Below are 14,491 nucleotides of genomic sequence, written 5' to 3'. Positions count from 1 at the left end.
ATGTTTTTACAAAATTATCTAACGATGCTTTGCCCAAGGATCAATGGTACTTGGTTGCTGTACCGGTGTAGATTGAGTAGCACTCTCAGGGGTAGGAACGGGCTGGCGCGTAATATTAGCGGCCATACTCCCCTGCTCAGCCGTTCGCTCAGATTCGTTCGCGGGTTTAGCTGACGGCGTTCTTGCTGCTTTGGCTTTACCCTCTTTAGGCGCTTTTTTACTACGCTCTTTTGGGACTGGCCCGTTATTCGTGGTCGCGGCCTTCACTGTCCGTACCGGCTCACCGCCATTCGCGAGTAGGCGTAAGCGATGACGAATTTGCTCTACATCCTCGCCAGCCTGTGCGCCGATATAAATCTGCTCAACTAGGGTTCTTGCCCAAGGTGTTTTGCGTAAAAATTTTAGGCTGGACTTCACACTAGGATCAGAGTGGAAACAATTGATACGTACAAGAGACGCCAAAACATCCCAACCCAAAGTGTCACTGAGATGTTCAAGTAGAGTCTCCAAGGTCACGCCGTGGAGTGGGTCTTGCTTGCGGGTAGCACTAGGCTCCCGAGGGGAATCAGACATCCGTTAAACCTGTAGATTCAGCGCGACCTGTGCATCAGGCCGCCGAATGTCTATTGTAAGAGAATGCTGCGGTTTATTCGACTGGGTTAGCGCATTCAAAGTGTGCAGGCTCGAACTTACAACGTACTTTACGTTGCAAAGTCAGCATATACGGGTCGTAGTAACCACGATCACGTAATTGAATGCGAGCTTCTTGCATCATGACTTGGTATTCCGCTTTATCATCATCTGAGATTTCAATGAACGCGCTCTCTGGAATATCACCAATCTGCTGATTAACTATCTGCTCTAGATCGTCATAACGTTTTAAGAAGTCTTCACGCACCAGTTGCGCCAACTCGTTAGGGAAACGCTCAGCACGACCAATCAGCTGCAATGTGAGCTGCGAGAAAGGATAGTTAACGATACCGCCGGTATCACCAATACCTTTGTACAATTCCATGATGTTGTAAGCCACAAGTGGTGCAGGCAATACATCGACGTTGTTGTTGTTGAACTTGCCACCAGCACTAATCATGCTAGTTGGTACTGGGTTAGCGCCAATTTGCTGAACCATTTCTGCTTGTACAAGATCGTAATCCATCACCGCAACACGCTTACCAGCGGCTTTAGCTAAGGTATTAATAGCGCGATCATTTACGAAAATATAGGCGGCTCCTAGCGGCGCGTAACCCATAACAACGTATTGACCATCCACCATGCGATCGGCGTTTTTAGGATCGGTAAGCACACGCATCAATAACTTCATGTGCGCGCTACTTGGCACAGCACCGATAGAGTCGATAGTGCCAGTAAATTTATTAAATAAACGTGCACGTAAACCGGTAAACAAAGCGGCATCGCACTGACCTGCTTTTAAGTCTTCCGCTAATACGCTCTCACTGGTGTAAGCCTCAAGCTTAACATCAACACCCCAGCCCAACATACGCGCTTGCTGATCAACTGCGGCGTTATAAATTGGGCCAGTTTTACCAACAATATCCCATACACAAATGGTGCGAGTTGGCGTTGTGCCATCCGCATTAAGCATGTCTGGATACAGTTTTTTGATCGTCGCAACCCGCTCTTCAATGGGTAGCGATTGATCCATCGCGTGGGCACTTAGCTCCGCTCGTTTAGCTTCGCTTAAAGGAGCCGCGTGCGTCATAGCTGCTACACAAGTAGCAATAGCGCATGCAGCGGTAGTGATTAATCGCTTCATTGGGGTGATTCCTATTTTTCTTGTTTTCGGGCGCTACCATAGCGCGTTCAACATCATAACGGCAGGTGTTTTATGGAAAATCCGCCGCTCCGGTGGCAGGTTTGGACAGTCTGAAACACTCGAGAACATTAGGTAAAACTTTTATCGTCTAATATTCCGCTCAATTACTAGCCAGCCGTAAGGATTCTAAGCTGGCGCAATTACACCTGTCAAATAATAGCAGCGCCCCTCAAAGGGCCTAGAAGTGACTTCGACCGCGGGGCTCGGGAATGCGTTCCTTACGATTGGCAAATAACCACCATAAGAGACACAAAGGGATGAGTAACGTGCCGATCGGCAAGATAACTAAAAAAAGCCAACCCATAACTGAAACGCTATAAAGTAGCTCGCCCACTTCAACACCGGCAACCTTGCAAGGCGAAACACCGATGGCAGCAAGCTCGCAACCGGCAATATCCGCCATAGCGTAAGATAATACCATCAACAAGAATGGTGCTAATGTGACAAGACCACTGACCGATAAGCCAACCAGTGCTTTTTGCGACGTTTTCATTCTATTTGCAATATTCTTGGAGTCGATTTTTCACTTCAATCCACTGGCCCATATATTGGGTACTCCTCATGCTGTGATGCCGTAGCATGGCGCCGTAAAAATTTGTACGACGGTGTTGTTCTAATTGTTGCTGCACTCTAGTTATGAGCTCTATCAACAGCGGACAATGATAATCCATCGAAAAGCGCTTGGGTATGAGCTGAGCACCGGCTTCACTCAACAACTGCCACTGTGGCTTAGATTGATACAAAGATACTGCCTGGGCGATAAACTCAGACTCGGTGTCGCAAATTTTAGCCATAGCATCAAGGTCACCATACATGCCTTCAGCACCGATAGAGCTAGTAATTGCGGGAGTTTGACACTGAGCCGCGTCCAATAATTTACCTTTTAAACCTGCTCCGAAACGCAAGGGAGCTAGCATCACTCGGGCGTGCTTTATGACGTCAAAGGCATCATCACACCACCCCTTCACCACAAAGCCTTGTTTTGTATTATGTAATTGCGTGGCTTTTGGGGGTGGATAAGCTCCGTAAATATGCAGCTCAACTTGAGGTAACTGAGCGCGAATAGCGGGCCAACATTGCTTTAACTGCAATACCGCGTCCCAGTTGGGCGCATGGCGAAAGTTACCAATTGCGATAAAGTGCTGGCGTTGCTCAAAGCTAGGCTGCAGCTCTGGCACGACGTGTTCGATCATAAAGGGTGAGTAGTGCAAGAGTTGAGCAGGAATGGCAAAGGTGCTCTGCAACCATTCCATCTCGTACTCAGAAATAACCAGTGTGATATCGCAACGCAATATGGAGGCAACCTCGCGCAGCGCAATGTCGGACATAGGTGCAGCAACACCGTCAAAAATTTCTCCCTGTTTAACGGCTTCATGGCGAGCATGACGCAGACAATGGACATCCTCCATATCGAGAACTTGAAGGGCATGCGGGCATGCCCTACTGACACGCCAACCAAACTGCTCTTCCATCATAAAACGATCATAAAGCACGACATCTGGTTGCACTTCTGCCACCCACTGATCGAACGAACTGCAATTTAAAACAATGCTTTTCTGGCAGACATTAATCGACGCTAAGTCGATAGCATGTGGGCTGATATCTGCCGCAGATGCATAAGTAACTTGATAGCCTGCGCTTTGAAAGCAGGCAATAAGCTGCAGCATGCGACTACCCGCTGCAGAGGAGTTGGGCTCCGGCCAAACGTATCCTACAACTAATAATTTTTTCACCGACATAACAACAATAAATACTAAGTGAGGAACAAAGTACAACTATAACCTAGGCACCCCCTGATTAATTCAGCGTTTTTCTAAATTGGTATTACAGGCCTGAGATCCTTCTGATATACCATCACCGCTGTTACTTTGTTGTTGATATTAAGAGGGCATCTAGTGTTATTAACCGCCAAAATACTGGTTACGTTTTCAACGGTATTGCTATTAAGTTGGATTGCTAGCCGCAGCGGGCCTAAGTTGGCGGGACTAATGTCTGGTTTTCCATTAGGCAGTGCCATATCCCTGTATTTTATTGGCATGGAGCAAGGCGCTGATTTTGCTGCCATTGCATCTATTCACAGCTTAGGTGGATTAACATCATCTTTATGCTTGGCTGGCGCTTATTGGTGGACAATGACACGCTTTCCAAGTGTTAAATATCTACCTCTTGTACTGGTTGTGAGCTTAGGCGCTTTTATCGTCAGTGCTTGGGTGCTGCAATTTCTTCCAAGTGAACGTGAAGTCAATTTAGCCGCAGTCGTTGCAGCAATTATTCTGTTTCGCCTATGGTTTAAGCAAATTCCTGCGGCATCAATTGTTAAACCAAGACAAGGGGTATGGCTAAAACCTTGGTTTACCCTATTGTTTCGTGCGGCCGTTGCAACCGCGGCGGTATTACTAGTTACTGGTTTAGCGAGCTTACTCAGCCCTACACAGGCCGGCTTATTGGCTGCCTTTCCGATCAGCTTCTTTCCCCTAATGCTGATTTTGCACATCAGTTTTGGTGCGCCTATGCTAGCTAGCACAATTCGCCATTACCCCGATGGAATGGGTGCTTTGGTAATTTACGTACTGACCATCGGCTATACCTATTCAACGGTCGGGGTGGCGTTGGGCACGACCATTGGTTTGCTCTGCTCAATTCTCTATCTCGCTACCTACGCACTTTTCAGTCGTCGCCTACAGCGGAAAGGCTAAAACCTTTCTGGTACAATAGCGTCTATTGTAAATGCCATCTCAGTAATGGCCACAGATAGCGGAAATTTACCCATGACAGAAAAGCATACACCTGACTATTTATCCGACATCAGCGCGAAATTAAGCGTTAATGGTATCGCTAGCGATGGTATCTGGTATCACGGGACGGCATCTGGGCTGGTTGATGCCATTGTTGCCGATGGATTAATCGGTGGTGGCGATAGCGAGTTTTTAAATCGCACCCAACAAACACTGGGAACCATAGGTGGTCGTCAGTTTGAAAGCAAAGATCCTGTGTTTATTACGCAAAGCAAAGAACTAGCCTATTACTGGGCAGAACAGAAGACTCGCGCGCGTAATATCTATTTTCAAAAAGATGAAACGCCTGTCGTGTTCGCCATTAACTTACCATCAGAGCTTGCCGATAAGGTTAAACCGGATGTCGGTGCTGCCGCTCTCGTTATGGAGCCTGGTAACGATTACGTCACTAAGCTGCAAGAGCTATATATAGATAACGGCATCACCTTAAATGAAGTGAACCCATTACAAGTGGATCGCAGCTACTTTTTACAGATGTTGGCCATGGCCTATATTCAAGATCAGATTCCTGCCACAGCCCTAACCTTGCTAAAGGCATAACTACAATTTTGCTATAAAAGGCCGCTTATGCGGCCTTTTTAATACATATAAAACAAAGATCTCTTACAGCTTTGTGTAAAAAACATACAGAAACTGGGTCAAAACTTGCTTTTAATCCCCCCGCTGGCTATCTTCAAGCTTGTAAATAAGAGCCTGAATGGCTAAAAAAGTGGACCGTCTGAAGAGACCGTAGCGCGACTGGAAGTCCATTGCGTGCGTCCTAGTTAACTACTCGTGTAGTTGTATTAATTGAGGTCTCTATGCCGTCTTTGAGTAAAATACTCATCATTCTAAGCTTTGGCTTTTTCTGTACATCTTTAACTTCGCTACATGCCGACTCTTTTAAAGCCAGCCTGCCAGATATAATGCTCGATACCAGAGATAAACCGAATGAATTTCTCGGTCTAGTATATTTATGGGGAGAAGTACTCAGTAACGACATTAGCGTTGAATATTATCCGTTTAAGCGTTCAATATTGAATGTCATTAGCAAACAAGCGGACTTTCATTTTCCTTTAATCAAAAACCCTTATAAAAGCAATTCTGAGTTAGGATTTGATTACTCCACAGCTGTGATCACTCAAGTTAATTTCGTTCTTTATACGCGCAAAGATAGACCGATTGATATTGATAATTTATCGGCCTACAACATAGCAACGGATGCTGCCCATACGGACCTTTTTAATTTTCCCGTAGAAGGCATTTTTTCAGTTGATGGGGCACTTAAAAAATTAAATAGTGGACGTATCGATGGCTATATTTTTTCTGGAGAAGTAACCGATGTTGTTTTGAAAGAACTGCATCTAACCAATATTCACAGACAGCTCTATCGTACCTACGATGTTCATGCAATTCTGCCGCTCGGTGGGCAAGGCAATAAAACGGATCAAATGATCACTGAAGCTCAAGCAACTATTATGGCTTCACCTGAGTATGCTGATGTGATGAAAAATATTTATGTGCCTTATACAGAATGGCAATTTGAATAAAGCCATAAAAAAACCGGCCCTTGTGAGGCCGGTTTTACACGCTGCGCGGTTAAGCAGCCATGTTTTTTCCGTATTAGCTAACAGGGTTGCCTGAGCATTCTACATACTCAGGCAGGAGGCATTACATCATGCCGCCCATACCACCCATTCCGCCCATACCACCCATGCCGCCCATATCACCAGCACCGCTGTCTTTTGGAATCTCAGAAACCATCGCTTCGGTGGTGATCATCAAGCCAGCAATAGATGCTGCTGCTTGCAGAGAGGTACGAGTTACTTTCGCAGGATCAAGAATACCCATCTCGATCATGTCGCCGTATTCCCCTGTTGCTGCGTTGAAGCCGAAAGCACCTGAACCTGCCTTCACTTTATCAACAACAACAGAACCTTCCGCGCCCGCGTTTGCTGCGATTTGACGAATCGGTGCTTCCATCGCACGCAATGCCAAAGCAATACCTACATTTTGATCTTCGTTATCGCCAACCACTTGTACTTGAGTTAAGGCGCGCACAAGAGCAACACCACCACCCGCCACAACGCCTTCTTCAACCGCTGCGCGAGTCGCATTCAATGCATCGTCAACACGGTCTTTTTTCTCTTTCATTTCAACTTCAGAACCGGCACCCACTTTGATAACGGCAACGCCGCCAGCAAGCTTAGCTACACGCTCTTGCAGTTTTTCTTTATCGTAATCAGACGTCGATGCTTCCATTTCTGCACGGATCTGCTCAACACGACCTTTAACGTCTTGCTCAGTACCAGCACCGTCAACGATGACTGTGTTTTCTTTACTGATAACCACTTTCTTAGCCGTACCCAGCATATCGATAGTGGTCGTTTCTAAAGACATACCCACTTCTTCAGAAATAACCTGACCGCGTGTTAGTACCGCGATATCTTGCAGCATGGCTTTACGACGATCACCGAATCCCGGTGCTTTAACCGCTGCTACTTTGAATGTGCCACGCAGGTTGTTAACAACCAAAGTTGCCAAGGCTTGGCCTTCAACATCTTCAGCAACGATCAATAAAGGACGGCCTGACTTAGCAACGGCCTCCAATACTGGAATCAGTTCTTGTAGGTTATCAATCTTTTTATCAACCAATAGAATTACTGGGTTTTCTAACTCAGCAACCATTTTTTCTTGGTTGTTAATGAAGTAAGGAGACAAGAAACCACGGTCGAACTGCATGCCTTCAACAACTTCTAACTCGTCGTTTAAGCCTTTACCTTCTTCAACCGTAATAACGCCTTCAGTGCCTACTTTAGCCATCGCTTCAGCAATCATCTGACCCACAGTTTCGTCTGAGTTAGCAGAGATAGTACCTACTTGAGCAATCGCTTTTGAATCAGTACAAGGTTGAGCTTGTGCTTTCAATGCTTCCACAACCGCGGCAGTCGCTTTATCAATACCGCGCTTCAGATCCATTGGGTTCATGCCCGCAGCAACTGACTTCAGGCCTTCGTTAACAATGGCTTGAGCCAATACAGTTGCAGTCGTGGTACCGTCACCGGCTTGATCGTTTGCTTGAGAAGCAACTTCCTTAACCATTTGTGCGCCCATATTTTCGAACTTGTCTTCCAGTTCGATTTCACGCGCTACCGATACACCATCTTTAGTGATGGTTGGTGAACCAAATGATTTATCTAGAACAACGTTACGACCTTTAGGGCCTAAGGTTACTTTTACTGCGTTAGCAAGAATGTTCACACCGTTCAGCATTGCTGAGCGTGCTTCATTACCGAATTTTACTTCTTTAGCTGCCATGAAAAATGTTCCTTCAGAATTAAGTTAGATGAATGAATCAAAGCTGATGAAAATTACGCTTCGATTACGCCGTAGATGTCGCTCTCGTTAAGAATCAACAATTCTTCACCACTAATCTTGATGGTGTTCGAACCTGAGTACTTACCGAATACAACGGTGTCACCCACTTTCACAGCGAGTGCTTGCACATCGCCATTCGTCAAAACGCGGCCAGTACCGACAGCAACCACTTCACCCTGATTAGGCTTTTCAGCCGCAGCACCTGGTAACAGGATACCGCCAGCAGTAGTTTGCTCTTCTTCCTTGCGACGAACCACGACGCGATCGTGTAAAGGACGGATTTTCATTTGAAGGTCTCTCCAATGTAAAAGCATGTTTTTGCTGATGATAGAAGCAAGTATCAAGGGGATAATTCCGACATTGAGCCTTGCTTCAAACTGTGTGATGTCTTTATTGGGGTGCCGAATCTGATTTCAACACCTTAAGCATAAAAAAATTGCTTTATTTAGTCTTCGCGGCGGTACTCGCCATCGATAATGTCGTGACCACCTTGATCGCGGTGAACATGAGGATCCGCAGGATTGATCGGGCGCTCAAATGGACTGCCGCCATTCATGCTGCCCATGGTCATAGTCGGTTTAAAACGTTTCAACACAGAGCCAGCAAGACGACCACGCAATGTCGGCACTAGCAACATAAAGCCGCAAGCATCAGTAATCAAACCTGGGGTCAACAGCAAGGCACCAGCCAAAGCTAATAAAAACCCTTCGGCTAACTCTTTTGCCGGCAAGCCTCCGTCCTGCAATTTTTGACTAGCTCGCATCAGGGTAGATAGCCCTTGCACGCGCAGAATACTGACGCCAATCGTCGCCGTTAGCAGGATAAGTGCGAAGGTCCATAAAATGCCAATATAACTACCAACCTTGATTAACACGGCCAGCTCGGCAAGAGGAACGATAATAAATATAAAGAGAAGTGGCACAAGGCCTCCTAATTAACTCAATGGAGTCACGGGTCGCCGATGAAAGGGGAACGCCAATGTAAGTCTTTATTTGGGGGCAAATTATGGCAATACAAGGCACATTAACTTTCACGGCCAGAAATATACATATTCGGCCATGAAAAACTCAAATAAGGTAGTTTTAGGCCAACGCAAAAGCAGTTTGTCCCTCGATGACCTGTTCAAAAAGCGCACAGAACGGGATAGTTCACATTAAGACTTATTAAGCCAAACAGAACAAAACGTAACGGCTTAAACTATTTCAGCCCAGTCCCTACTCCAGATCTGTAAGGCTGATGTTGTTTGTTTATTGAGGATTTCCCCATGTCTATTGAACACTTCGATGTATTGATCATAGGTGCAGGTTTGTCTGGTATTGGTACCGCTTGCCACCTTAGTCAAAAGTGTCCGAATAAAACTTACGCAATATTAGAAGGCCGCGATGCCATCGGCGGCACTTGGGATTTATTCCGCTATCCTGGTATTCGCTCTGATTCTGATATGTTTACCTTGGGCTATAACTTTAAGCCTTGGACCTCGAGCAAGGGTATTGCCGCCGGAGGCGATATCTGCAACTACATTCGTGAAGCCGCTGAAGAAAACAACGTGACTTCCCATGTACGTTATAGTCATTCCGTTAAAAAGGTAAACTGGGACAGCAACACCGCGCGTTGGGTCGTCGATGTGGAAATATCCAATACCGGTGAATGTCGTCAATACAGTGCAGGGTTCGTCGTTAGCTGTACTGGTTACTATGATTATGAAAAAGGATTTACACCTGAATTCGCCGGACGCGACGACTTTAAAGGCCAAGTTATTCATCCACAACATTGGCCAGAAAATCTAGACTACGCTGGCAAAAAAGTGGTCGTCATTGGTAGCGGTGCAACCGCTGTTACATTGATTCCATCAATGGCGCGCGCTGTAGAAAAAATCACTATGCTACAACGTTCACCTAGCTATATTTTGCCAGTACCTGCAGAAGATAACTTTGCTGTCAGCTTGCGCAAATACCTGCCAGAAACTTGGGTATATAGCATTATTCGCAGCCGCAACGTATTGCTTTCAATGGCTTTCTTTAATTATTGCAAGCGCTTCCCTGAGCGTGCTCGAAAATTCATCTACGGCTTCAATAAAAAGATGTTGCCTGAAGATTTCGACATGAGCCATTTTACCCCAAAATATGCTCCTTGGGATCAACGTTTATGTGCTGTACCTGGCGGAGATTTGTATAAATCTATTAGCAAAGGTAAAGCCGATGTCGTCACAGATAACATTGATCATTTTACCGAAAATGGGATTTTACTGAAATCTGGCAAAGAATTAGCAGCCGATATTATTATCACCGCGACGGGTTTGAACGTAAAAATGTTTGGCGGTATTAAGTTAACCCTCGATAACAAAGATTTTAACTTCACCGATAAAATGAGTTATCGCGGCGTGCTGTTCGAAGGCATCCCTAATATGGCCATGGTATTTGGCTACACCAACTCGTCGTGGACATTAAAATCCGATCTCATTGGTGATTGGGTTTGCCGCTTGCTCAAACATATGGATAAAACAGGCAAAAAACAGGTTGTTCCCGTCAATACTGACAGCACGATTGGACGGTTATCTTTTATCGACATGAGTTCGGGTTACATTGCCCGAGTGAAGGATCAATTACCGCAACAAGGCACCAAAGGCCCGTGGAAGTTAAACCAAAACTTCTTTAAAGACTTTGCTTCGCTTAAATTCAGCCGCCTGAATGCAAAAGAACTGCAATACTCTAACCCGCAAGAAAACAAAGTAGGCAGCAAGACCGAGGCACAAACCGCTTGATACTCTAAGCCCTACTTGCACCACAAAAGCGCTCACCATTGAGCGCTTTTTTATTACCTGCAACAAAATTGTTGACCCTGCTTAAATCGCTGTATACATTTGTATTCAGACACGGAGAACGAGCATGCTCAACAAGTCACAATCCATTAGCGTACGACTTTCAGCAGAAGACTACGACTATCTGATGCACATCGAACAGAACGGGGCCGTCACGCAAAGCGAGAAGGTTCGTGAGCTGATTCGTATGACGCGCGAGCAGATAGGCACTCAGTCTTTCACCCGTGCCTATCTATGCGCCAGTGATGCTGTTGCACCCTATCGCGCTCTGAGCAAAGACATCCCAGACACCCGTAGCGACATCGTTGATGGTATTTTAGATTTCATCGACGAAGCCGCGGCTGCGGTGCAAGCAACCGAGAAGAATGATCAGTTTGTGTCACAACTGGAACAACGCTTACTGCCCGTGAGCGAAAATTTACTAGCGCGCTTATTACCCAGCTTCTTGCAATCACAAACTGCACAACTGGCTAACGCTGAAAATATTACCCCACGTGCCGAGCGTATTCGGCATCTGATTGCACAATTGCAAACACCAATAAGAAAGGAGTAAGTCATGGCTGAAGGATATATCACTCGTATTGGCCGCCTGATTTCAGCATCAGCAAATACCTTGGTCGATTCATTAGAAAATGTTGCGCCACAAATGGTGATGGAACAAACCATCCGTGAGATCGATGACGCAATGTCGGATGTGCGCCAACAACTTGGAAAAGTCGAAGCCGCACGCTATTTAAGCACCAAGGGTTTAAATAACGACAACGCCAAGCATGCTGAGCTACAAGATCAAATCGACGTTGCCATAAACGCTGGCCGCGATGACTTAGCTGAAGCAGCAATCGCGCGCCAAATGGATATTGAAGCCATGATTCCTGTGGTCGAAAAATCCATTGCCGATGCCGACGCTGAGATCATTGAACTCAATTCATACATTCAAGCGCTGCAAGCCAAGAAACGTGAAATGCAAAGCATGGTGGATGAATACGTTAAAGCAGCCAAACACAGCGCTCAATCGGGCACTGACAGCAATGGTGCACCAACATCTAATGCGGCTGATAAAGTCGAGAATGCAACCAGTGCATTTAATCGCATTATGAATAACGCCGGTGCGCCGGGTGTTAGCTCCAATGCCGACGCAGCAAAACTGGCTGAACTAGAAACACTAGCGCGCAACAATCGCATTCAAGAGCGCTTAGCGAAAGCGAAATCTGAGGTAAAACCTTAGATGGAATTTTTGTTCGCCGATAACAATATGCCATTCAGCATTGCACTCATGTTAATGCTGATTATTGCGGTAATGGAAGGAGCATTAACCTTAATTGGCTTGGGAATGTCACAAGCGCTGGATAGCCTGCTACCCGATATTGATATTGATGCTGATATGGATGGCAGCGGATCGAGCGGCGGCGCTTTAAGTAACCTACTTGGCTGGATACGCTTTGGCCAAGTACCTATGCTGATTTTATTGGTGGTATTTTTAGCAGCGTTTAGTCTTATTGGCCTGGCACTACAATTAGCCCTCGATAATACGCTTGGATTTACCCTACCCGCTATTATCGCTGCGCCACTCGCCTTTATGGGATCTTTACCTGTGCTAAGAACCAGCACAGGCATTTTGGCTAAGGTGGTATTTAAAGATGAAACTGAGTCGATTTCATCCAACAGTTTTGTCGGTCATATCGCTGTCATCACCGTCGGCGAAGCTCGTCTTGGCTCTGCGGCAGAAGCACGCTTTAGCGATCGCTTTGGTACTAGCCATTACGTGATGGTAGAGCCAATCGACGATAATATTTTTAAGCAAGGCGATAAAGTTTTACTCGTTGAAGAGCGTGGCGCTATCTTTAGTGTCATTGCCCCAACTAATCCGAATTTAAAATAAACTAAAAAATTTCTATAAATTAAGGATATGGAGTCCTGATGAACAATTTACCTGCAATTTTATTCTTCGCTGCGATGCTATTTATCGCATTGATGGTCGTCGGCCTGATCTTCGCGCGGCTATATACCCGCGCCTCAAAAGAACGTTCTTTTGTGCGTACCGGTATGGGCGGACAAAAAATCATTATGAACGGTGGGGCCATGGTGCTGCCGGTATTGCACGAAATAATCCCAGTTAACATGAACACCCTACGCCTAGCGGTTTCACGTAAAGAACATCAAGCGCTGATCACTAAAGACCGCATGCGAGTTGACGTACTGGCTGAATTTTATCTGCGTGTTAAACCCGAAAATGATGCCATCGCCAACGCTGCACAAACCTTAGGCACGCGCACTCTCGATCCTGAAGCGTTAAAAGACATGATCGAAGGTAAGTTTGTTGATGCGCTGCGTTCAGTTGCCGCCGAAATGGAAATGGCAGAATTACACGAACAGCGCAGTCAGTTTGTACAAAAAGTTCAGCAAGTGGTGAGTGAAGACTTATTGAAAAACGGTTTGGAATTAGAATCCGTTTCGTTAACCGGTTTAGATCAAACCCCGCGTCAGTTCTTCCAACAAGATAACGTCTTCGATGCTGAAGGTCTGGCACGTATGACGCGCTCCATTGAAGCACGTCGTAAAGAAGTGAATGATGTCGAACAAGAAACACGCGTTCTTATTGAGATGAAAAACCTTGATGCCGAACGTCAACGGTTAGATATTGAACGTGAAATGCGCTACGCCAAAATGGAACAAGAGCGCGAAGTTGAAAACCGCGAAGCCCAACAACAAGCCGATATCGCTAAAGAAAAAGCCGATAAAGAACGTACGGCGATGCAGGCTGAAATTGAAGCTAAGCGTGAAGTCGATGTATCACGCATTGCCGCTGAGCAGTCAACACGCCTACTAGAAATTGAAAAAGAACGCCGCCTGCGCGAACAAGAAATCGAACGCGAACGTATGTTGGCCGAACGCGAAATTGAAAAGCAAAAATCACTAGAAATTGCCGAACAAGAACGTGCGATTGCTGTTGCACAAAAATCAAAAGAGCAATCACTAGCCGATCAAGAGGCAAACGTTGCTCGCTCTGAAGCCGTGCGTGCCGAAGAAAAAGTAACCACGGCTAAGCAAGTTGAAATTGCTGAGCGTGAAAAAGAAATTGAGTTGATTGAAGCGCGTAAAGAAGCAGAACGCCAAGCAACCAGTGTACGTGTATCGGCTGAAGCCGAAAAAATGGCGGCTGAAGATAAAGCCGAAGCTCTACGCATGCAGGCTCATGCTGAAGCCGATGCCATTCGCGCACGCGTTGAAGCAGATCGCGAAAAATACAAGGTTGATGCTGAAGGTCAGCAATTGATGAACGAAGCATTAAATAGCCTAAGCGAAGCTCAAATTGCGCTTAAACGCGTACTGAGTCTGCACGAACATTTACCAATGATTATTCGTGAAAGCGTTAAACCGCTAGAAAACATTGATGGTATGAAAATCATTTCTATTGATGGTATGACTGGCTTTGGTGAGAGAGGCAGCACAGGCATTTTGAACGCCAACGCCGAAGGTAGTCAAAGCTTGCCTGAAGCTCTGGTTGATAGCGCACTGAAGCATCGTGCTATGGCTCCGCTAGTCGATTCGCTGCTAAAAGAAGCTGGTGTTGCTGACTTAGCTGCTGATATCAAAATGAATTAAGCATCACGCGCTAGACCGCTAGAAACGAAAAAAGCCCAGTACCAAAATACTGGGCTTTGTTTCATCATCCACTAGAATCAGGGA

15 protein-coding genes are annotated in these 14,491 nt (G+C 45.9%); 8 read left to right on the top strand and 7 right to left on the bottom strand.

Translation table 11 applies throughout. The features are described 5' to 3' along the window. Positions 1-18 precede the first annotated feature (18 nt). The 4 genes from TOL_RS19485 to TOL_RS03540 all read right to left on the bottom strand — a co-directional run bounded on the left by TOL_RS19485 (position 19) and on the right by TOL_RS03540 (position 3,501). Positions 19-573 (bottom strand): VF530 family protein, encoded by a 555-nt coding sequence (locus TOL_RS19485; RefSeq protein ID WP_015485907.1) that lies wholly within the window; start codon positions 571-573, stop codon positions 19-21. 73 nt (positions 574-646) lie between these two features. Next, entirely contained in the window at positions 647-1,774 is a 1,128-nt protein-coding gene (locus TOL_RS03550; protein ID WP_015485906.1) for a putative solute-binding protein, read from the bottom strand. Between the two features lie 238 nt (positions 1,775-2,012). Next, positions 2,013-2,327: a hypothetical protein gene (locus tag TOL_RS03545; protein WP_015485905.1), complete on the bottom strand. Its 315-nt coding sequence runs from the start codon at positions 2,325-2,327 to the stop codon at positions 2,013-2,015. A gap of 1 nt (position 2,328) precedes the next feature. Next, the gene (locus TOL_RS03540; RefSeq protein WP_231848007.1) at positions 2,329-3,501 is read right to left on the bottom strand and encodes a glycosyltransferase; all 1,173 of its coding nucleotides are present in this window, start codon (positions 3,499-3,501) and stop codon (positions 2,329-2,331) included. A 228-nt stretch (positions 3,502-3,729) separates the two neighbouring features. Between TOL_RS03540 and TOL_RS03535 the strand changes: the two genes are divergently transcribed. From TOL_RS03535 to TOL_RS03525, 3 genes are all read left to right on the top strand, one after another. Beyond that, on the top strand, positions 3,730-4,530 hold the full coding sequence (locus TOL_RS03535) for a hypothetical protein (protein ID WP_015485903.1): 801 nt from the start codon (positions 3,730-3,732) through the stop codon (positions 4,528-4,530). A 72-nt stretch (positions 4,531-4,602) separates the two neighbouring features. Continuing rightward, complete coding sequence (locus TOL_RS03530; protein WP_015485902.1) at positions 4,603-5,169, top strand: hypothetical protein; 567 nt, start codon at positions 4,603-4,605, stop codon at positions 5,167-5,169. A gap of 260 nt (positions 5,170-5,429) precedes the next feature. Further along, complete coding sequence (locus tag TOL_RS03525) at positions 5,430-6,158, top strand: type 2 periplasmic-binding domain-containing protein (RefSeq protein ID WP_015485901.1); 729 nt, start codon at positions 5,430-5,432, stop codon at positions 6,156-6,158. A gap of 121 nt (positions 6,159-6,279) precedes the next feature. On the opposite strand, the gene groL is transcribed toward TOL_RS03525, so the two are convergent. From groL to TOL_RS03510, 3 genes are all read right to left on the bottom strand, one after another. Further along, a complete protein-coding gene (gene groL / locus TOL_RS03520; protein ID WP_015485900.1) occupies positions 6,280-7,926 on the bottom strand; it encodes a chaperonin GroEL in 1,647 nt (548 codons plus the stop codon). Between the two features lie 53 nt (positions 7,927-7,979). Further along, positions 7,980-8,273, bottom strand: coding sequence for a co-chaperone GroES (locus tag TOL_RS03515; protein ID WP_015485899.1), 294 nt, complete (start codon positions 8,271-8,273; stop codon positions 7,980-7,982). Positions 8,274-8,431: 158 nt separating this feature from the next. Further along, a complete protein-coding gene (locus tag TOL_RS03510; RefSeq protein ID WP_015485898.1) occupies positions 8,432-8,908 on the bottom strand; it encodes an FxsA family protein in 477 nt (158 codons plus the stop codon). 342 nt (positions 8,909-9,250) lie between these two features. Here TOL_RS03510 and TOL_RS03505 point away from each other — a divergent pair, with 342 nt between their 5' ends. From TOL_RS03505 to TOL_RS03485, 5 genes are all read left to right on the top strand, one after another. Further along, entirely contained in the window at positions 9,251-10,747 is a 1,497-nt protein-coding gene (locus tag TOL_RS03505) for a flavin-containing monooxygenase (RefSeq protein ID WP_015485897.1), read from the top strand. A gap of 124 nt (positions 10,748-10,871) precedes the next feature. Further along, positions 10,872-11,357 (top strand): hypothetical protein, encoded by a 486-nt coding sequence (locus TOL_RS03500; RefSeq protein WP_015485896.1) that lies wholly within the window; start codon positions 10,872-10,874, stop codon positions 11,355-11,357. Between the two features lie 3 nt (positions 11,358-11,360). Continuing rightward, entirely contained in the window at positions 11,361-12,029 is a 669-nt protein-coding gene (locus TOL_RS03495) for a PspA/IM30 family protein (RefSeq protein ID WP_015485895.1), read from the top strand. Beyond that, positions 12,030-12,683 (top strand): YqiJ family protein, encoded by a 654-nt coding sequence (locus TOL_RS03490; protein ID WP_015485894.1) that lies wholly within the window; start codon positions 12,030-12,032, stop codon positions 12,681-12,683. 38 nt (positions 12,684-12,721) lie between these two features. Further along, positions 12,722-14,407 (top strand): flotillin family protein, encoded by a 1,686-nt coding sequence (locus tag TOL_RS03485; RefSeq protein WP_015485893.1) that lies wholly within the window; start codon positions 12,722-12,724, stop codon positions 14,405-14,407. Positions 14,408-14,491: the final 84 nt, after the last annotated feature.

This window comes from Thalassolituus oleivorans MIL-1 (genome assembly GCF_000355675.1).
GTDB classification, from domain to species: Bacteria; Pseudomonadota; Gammaproteobacteria; order Pseudomonadales; family Oceanobacteraceae; genus Thalassolituus; species Thalassolituus oleivorans.
Note: the sequence above shows the minus strand (reverse complement) of the source record. Positions and strands in the feature narration are given on the sequence as shown.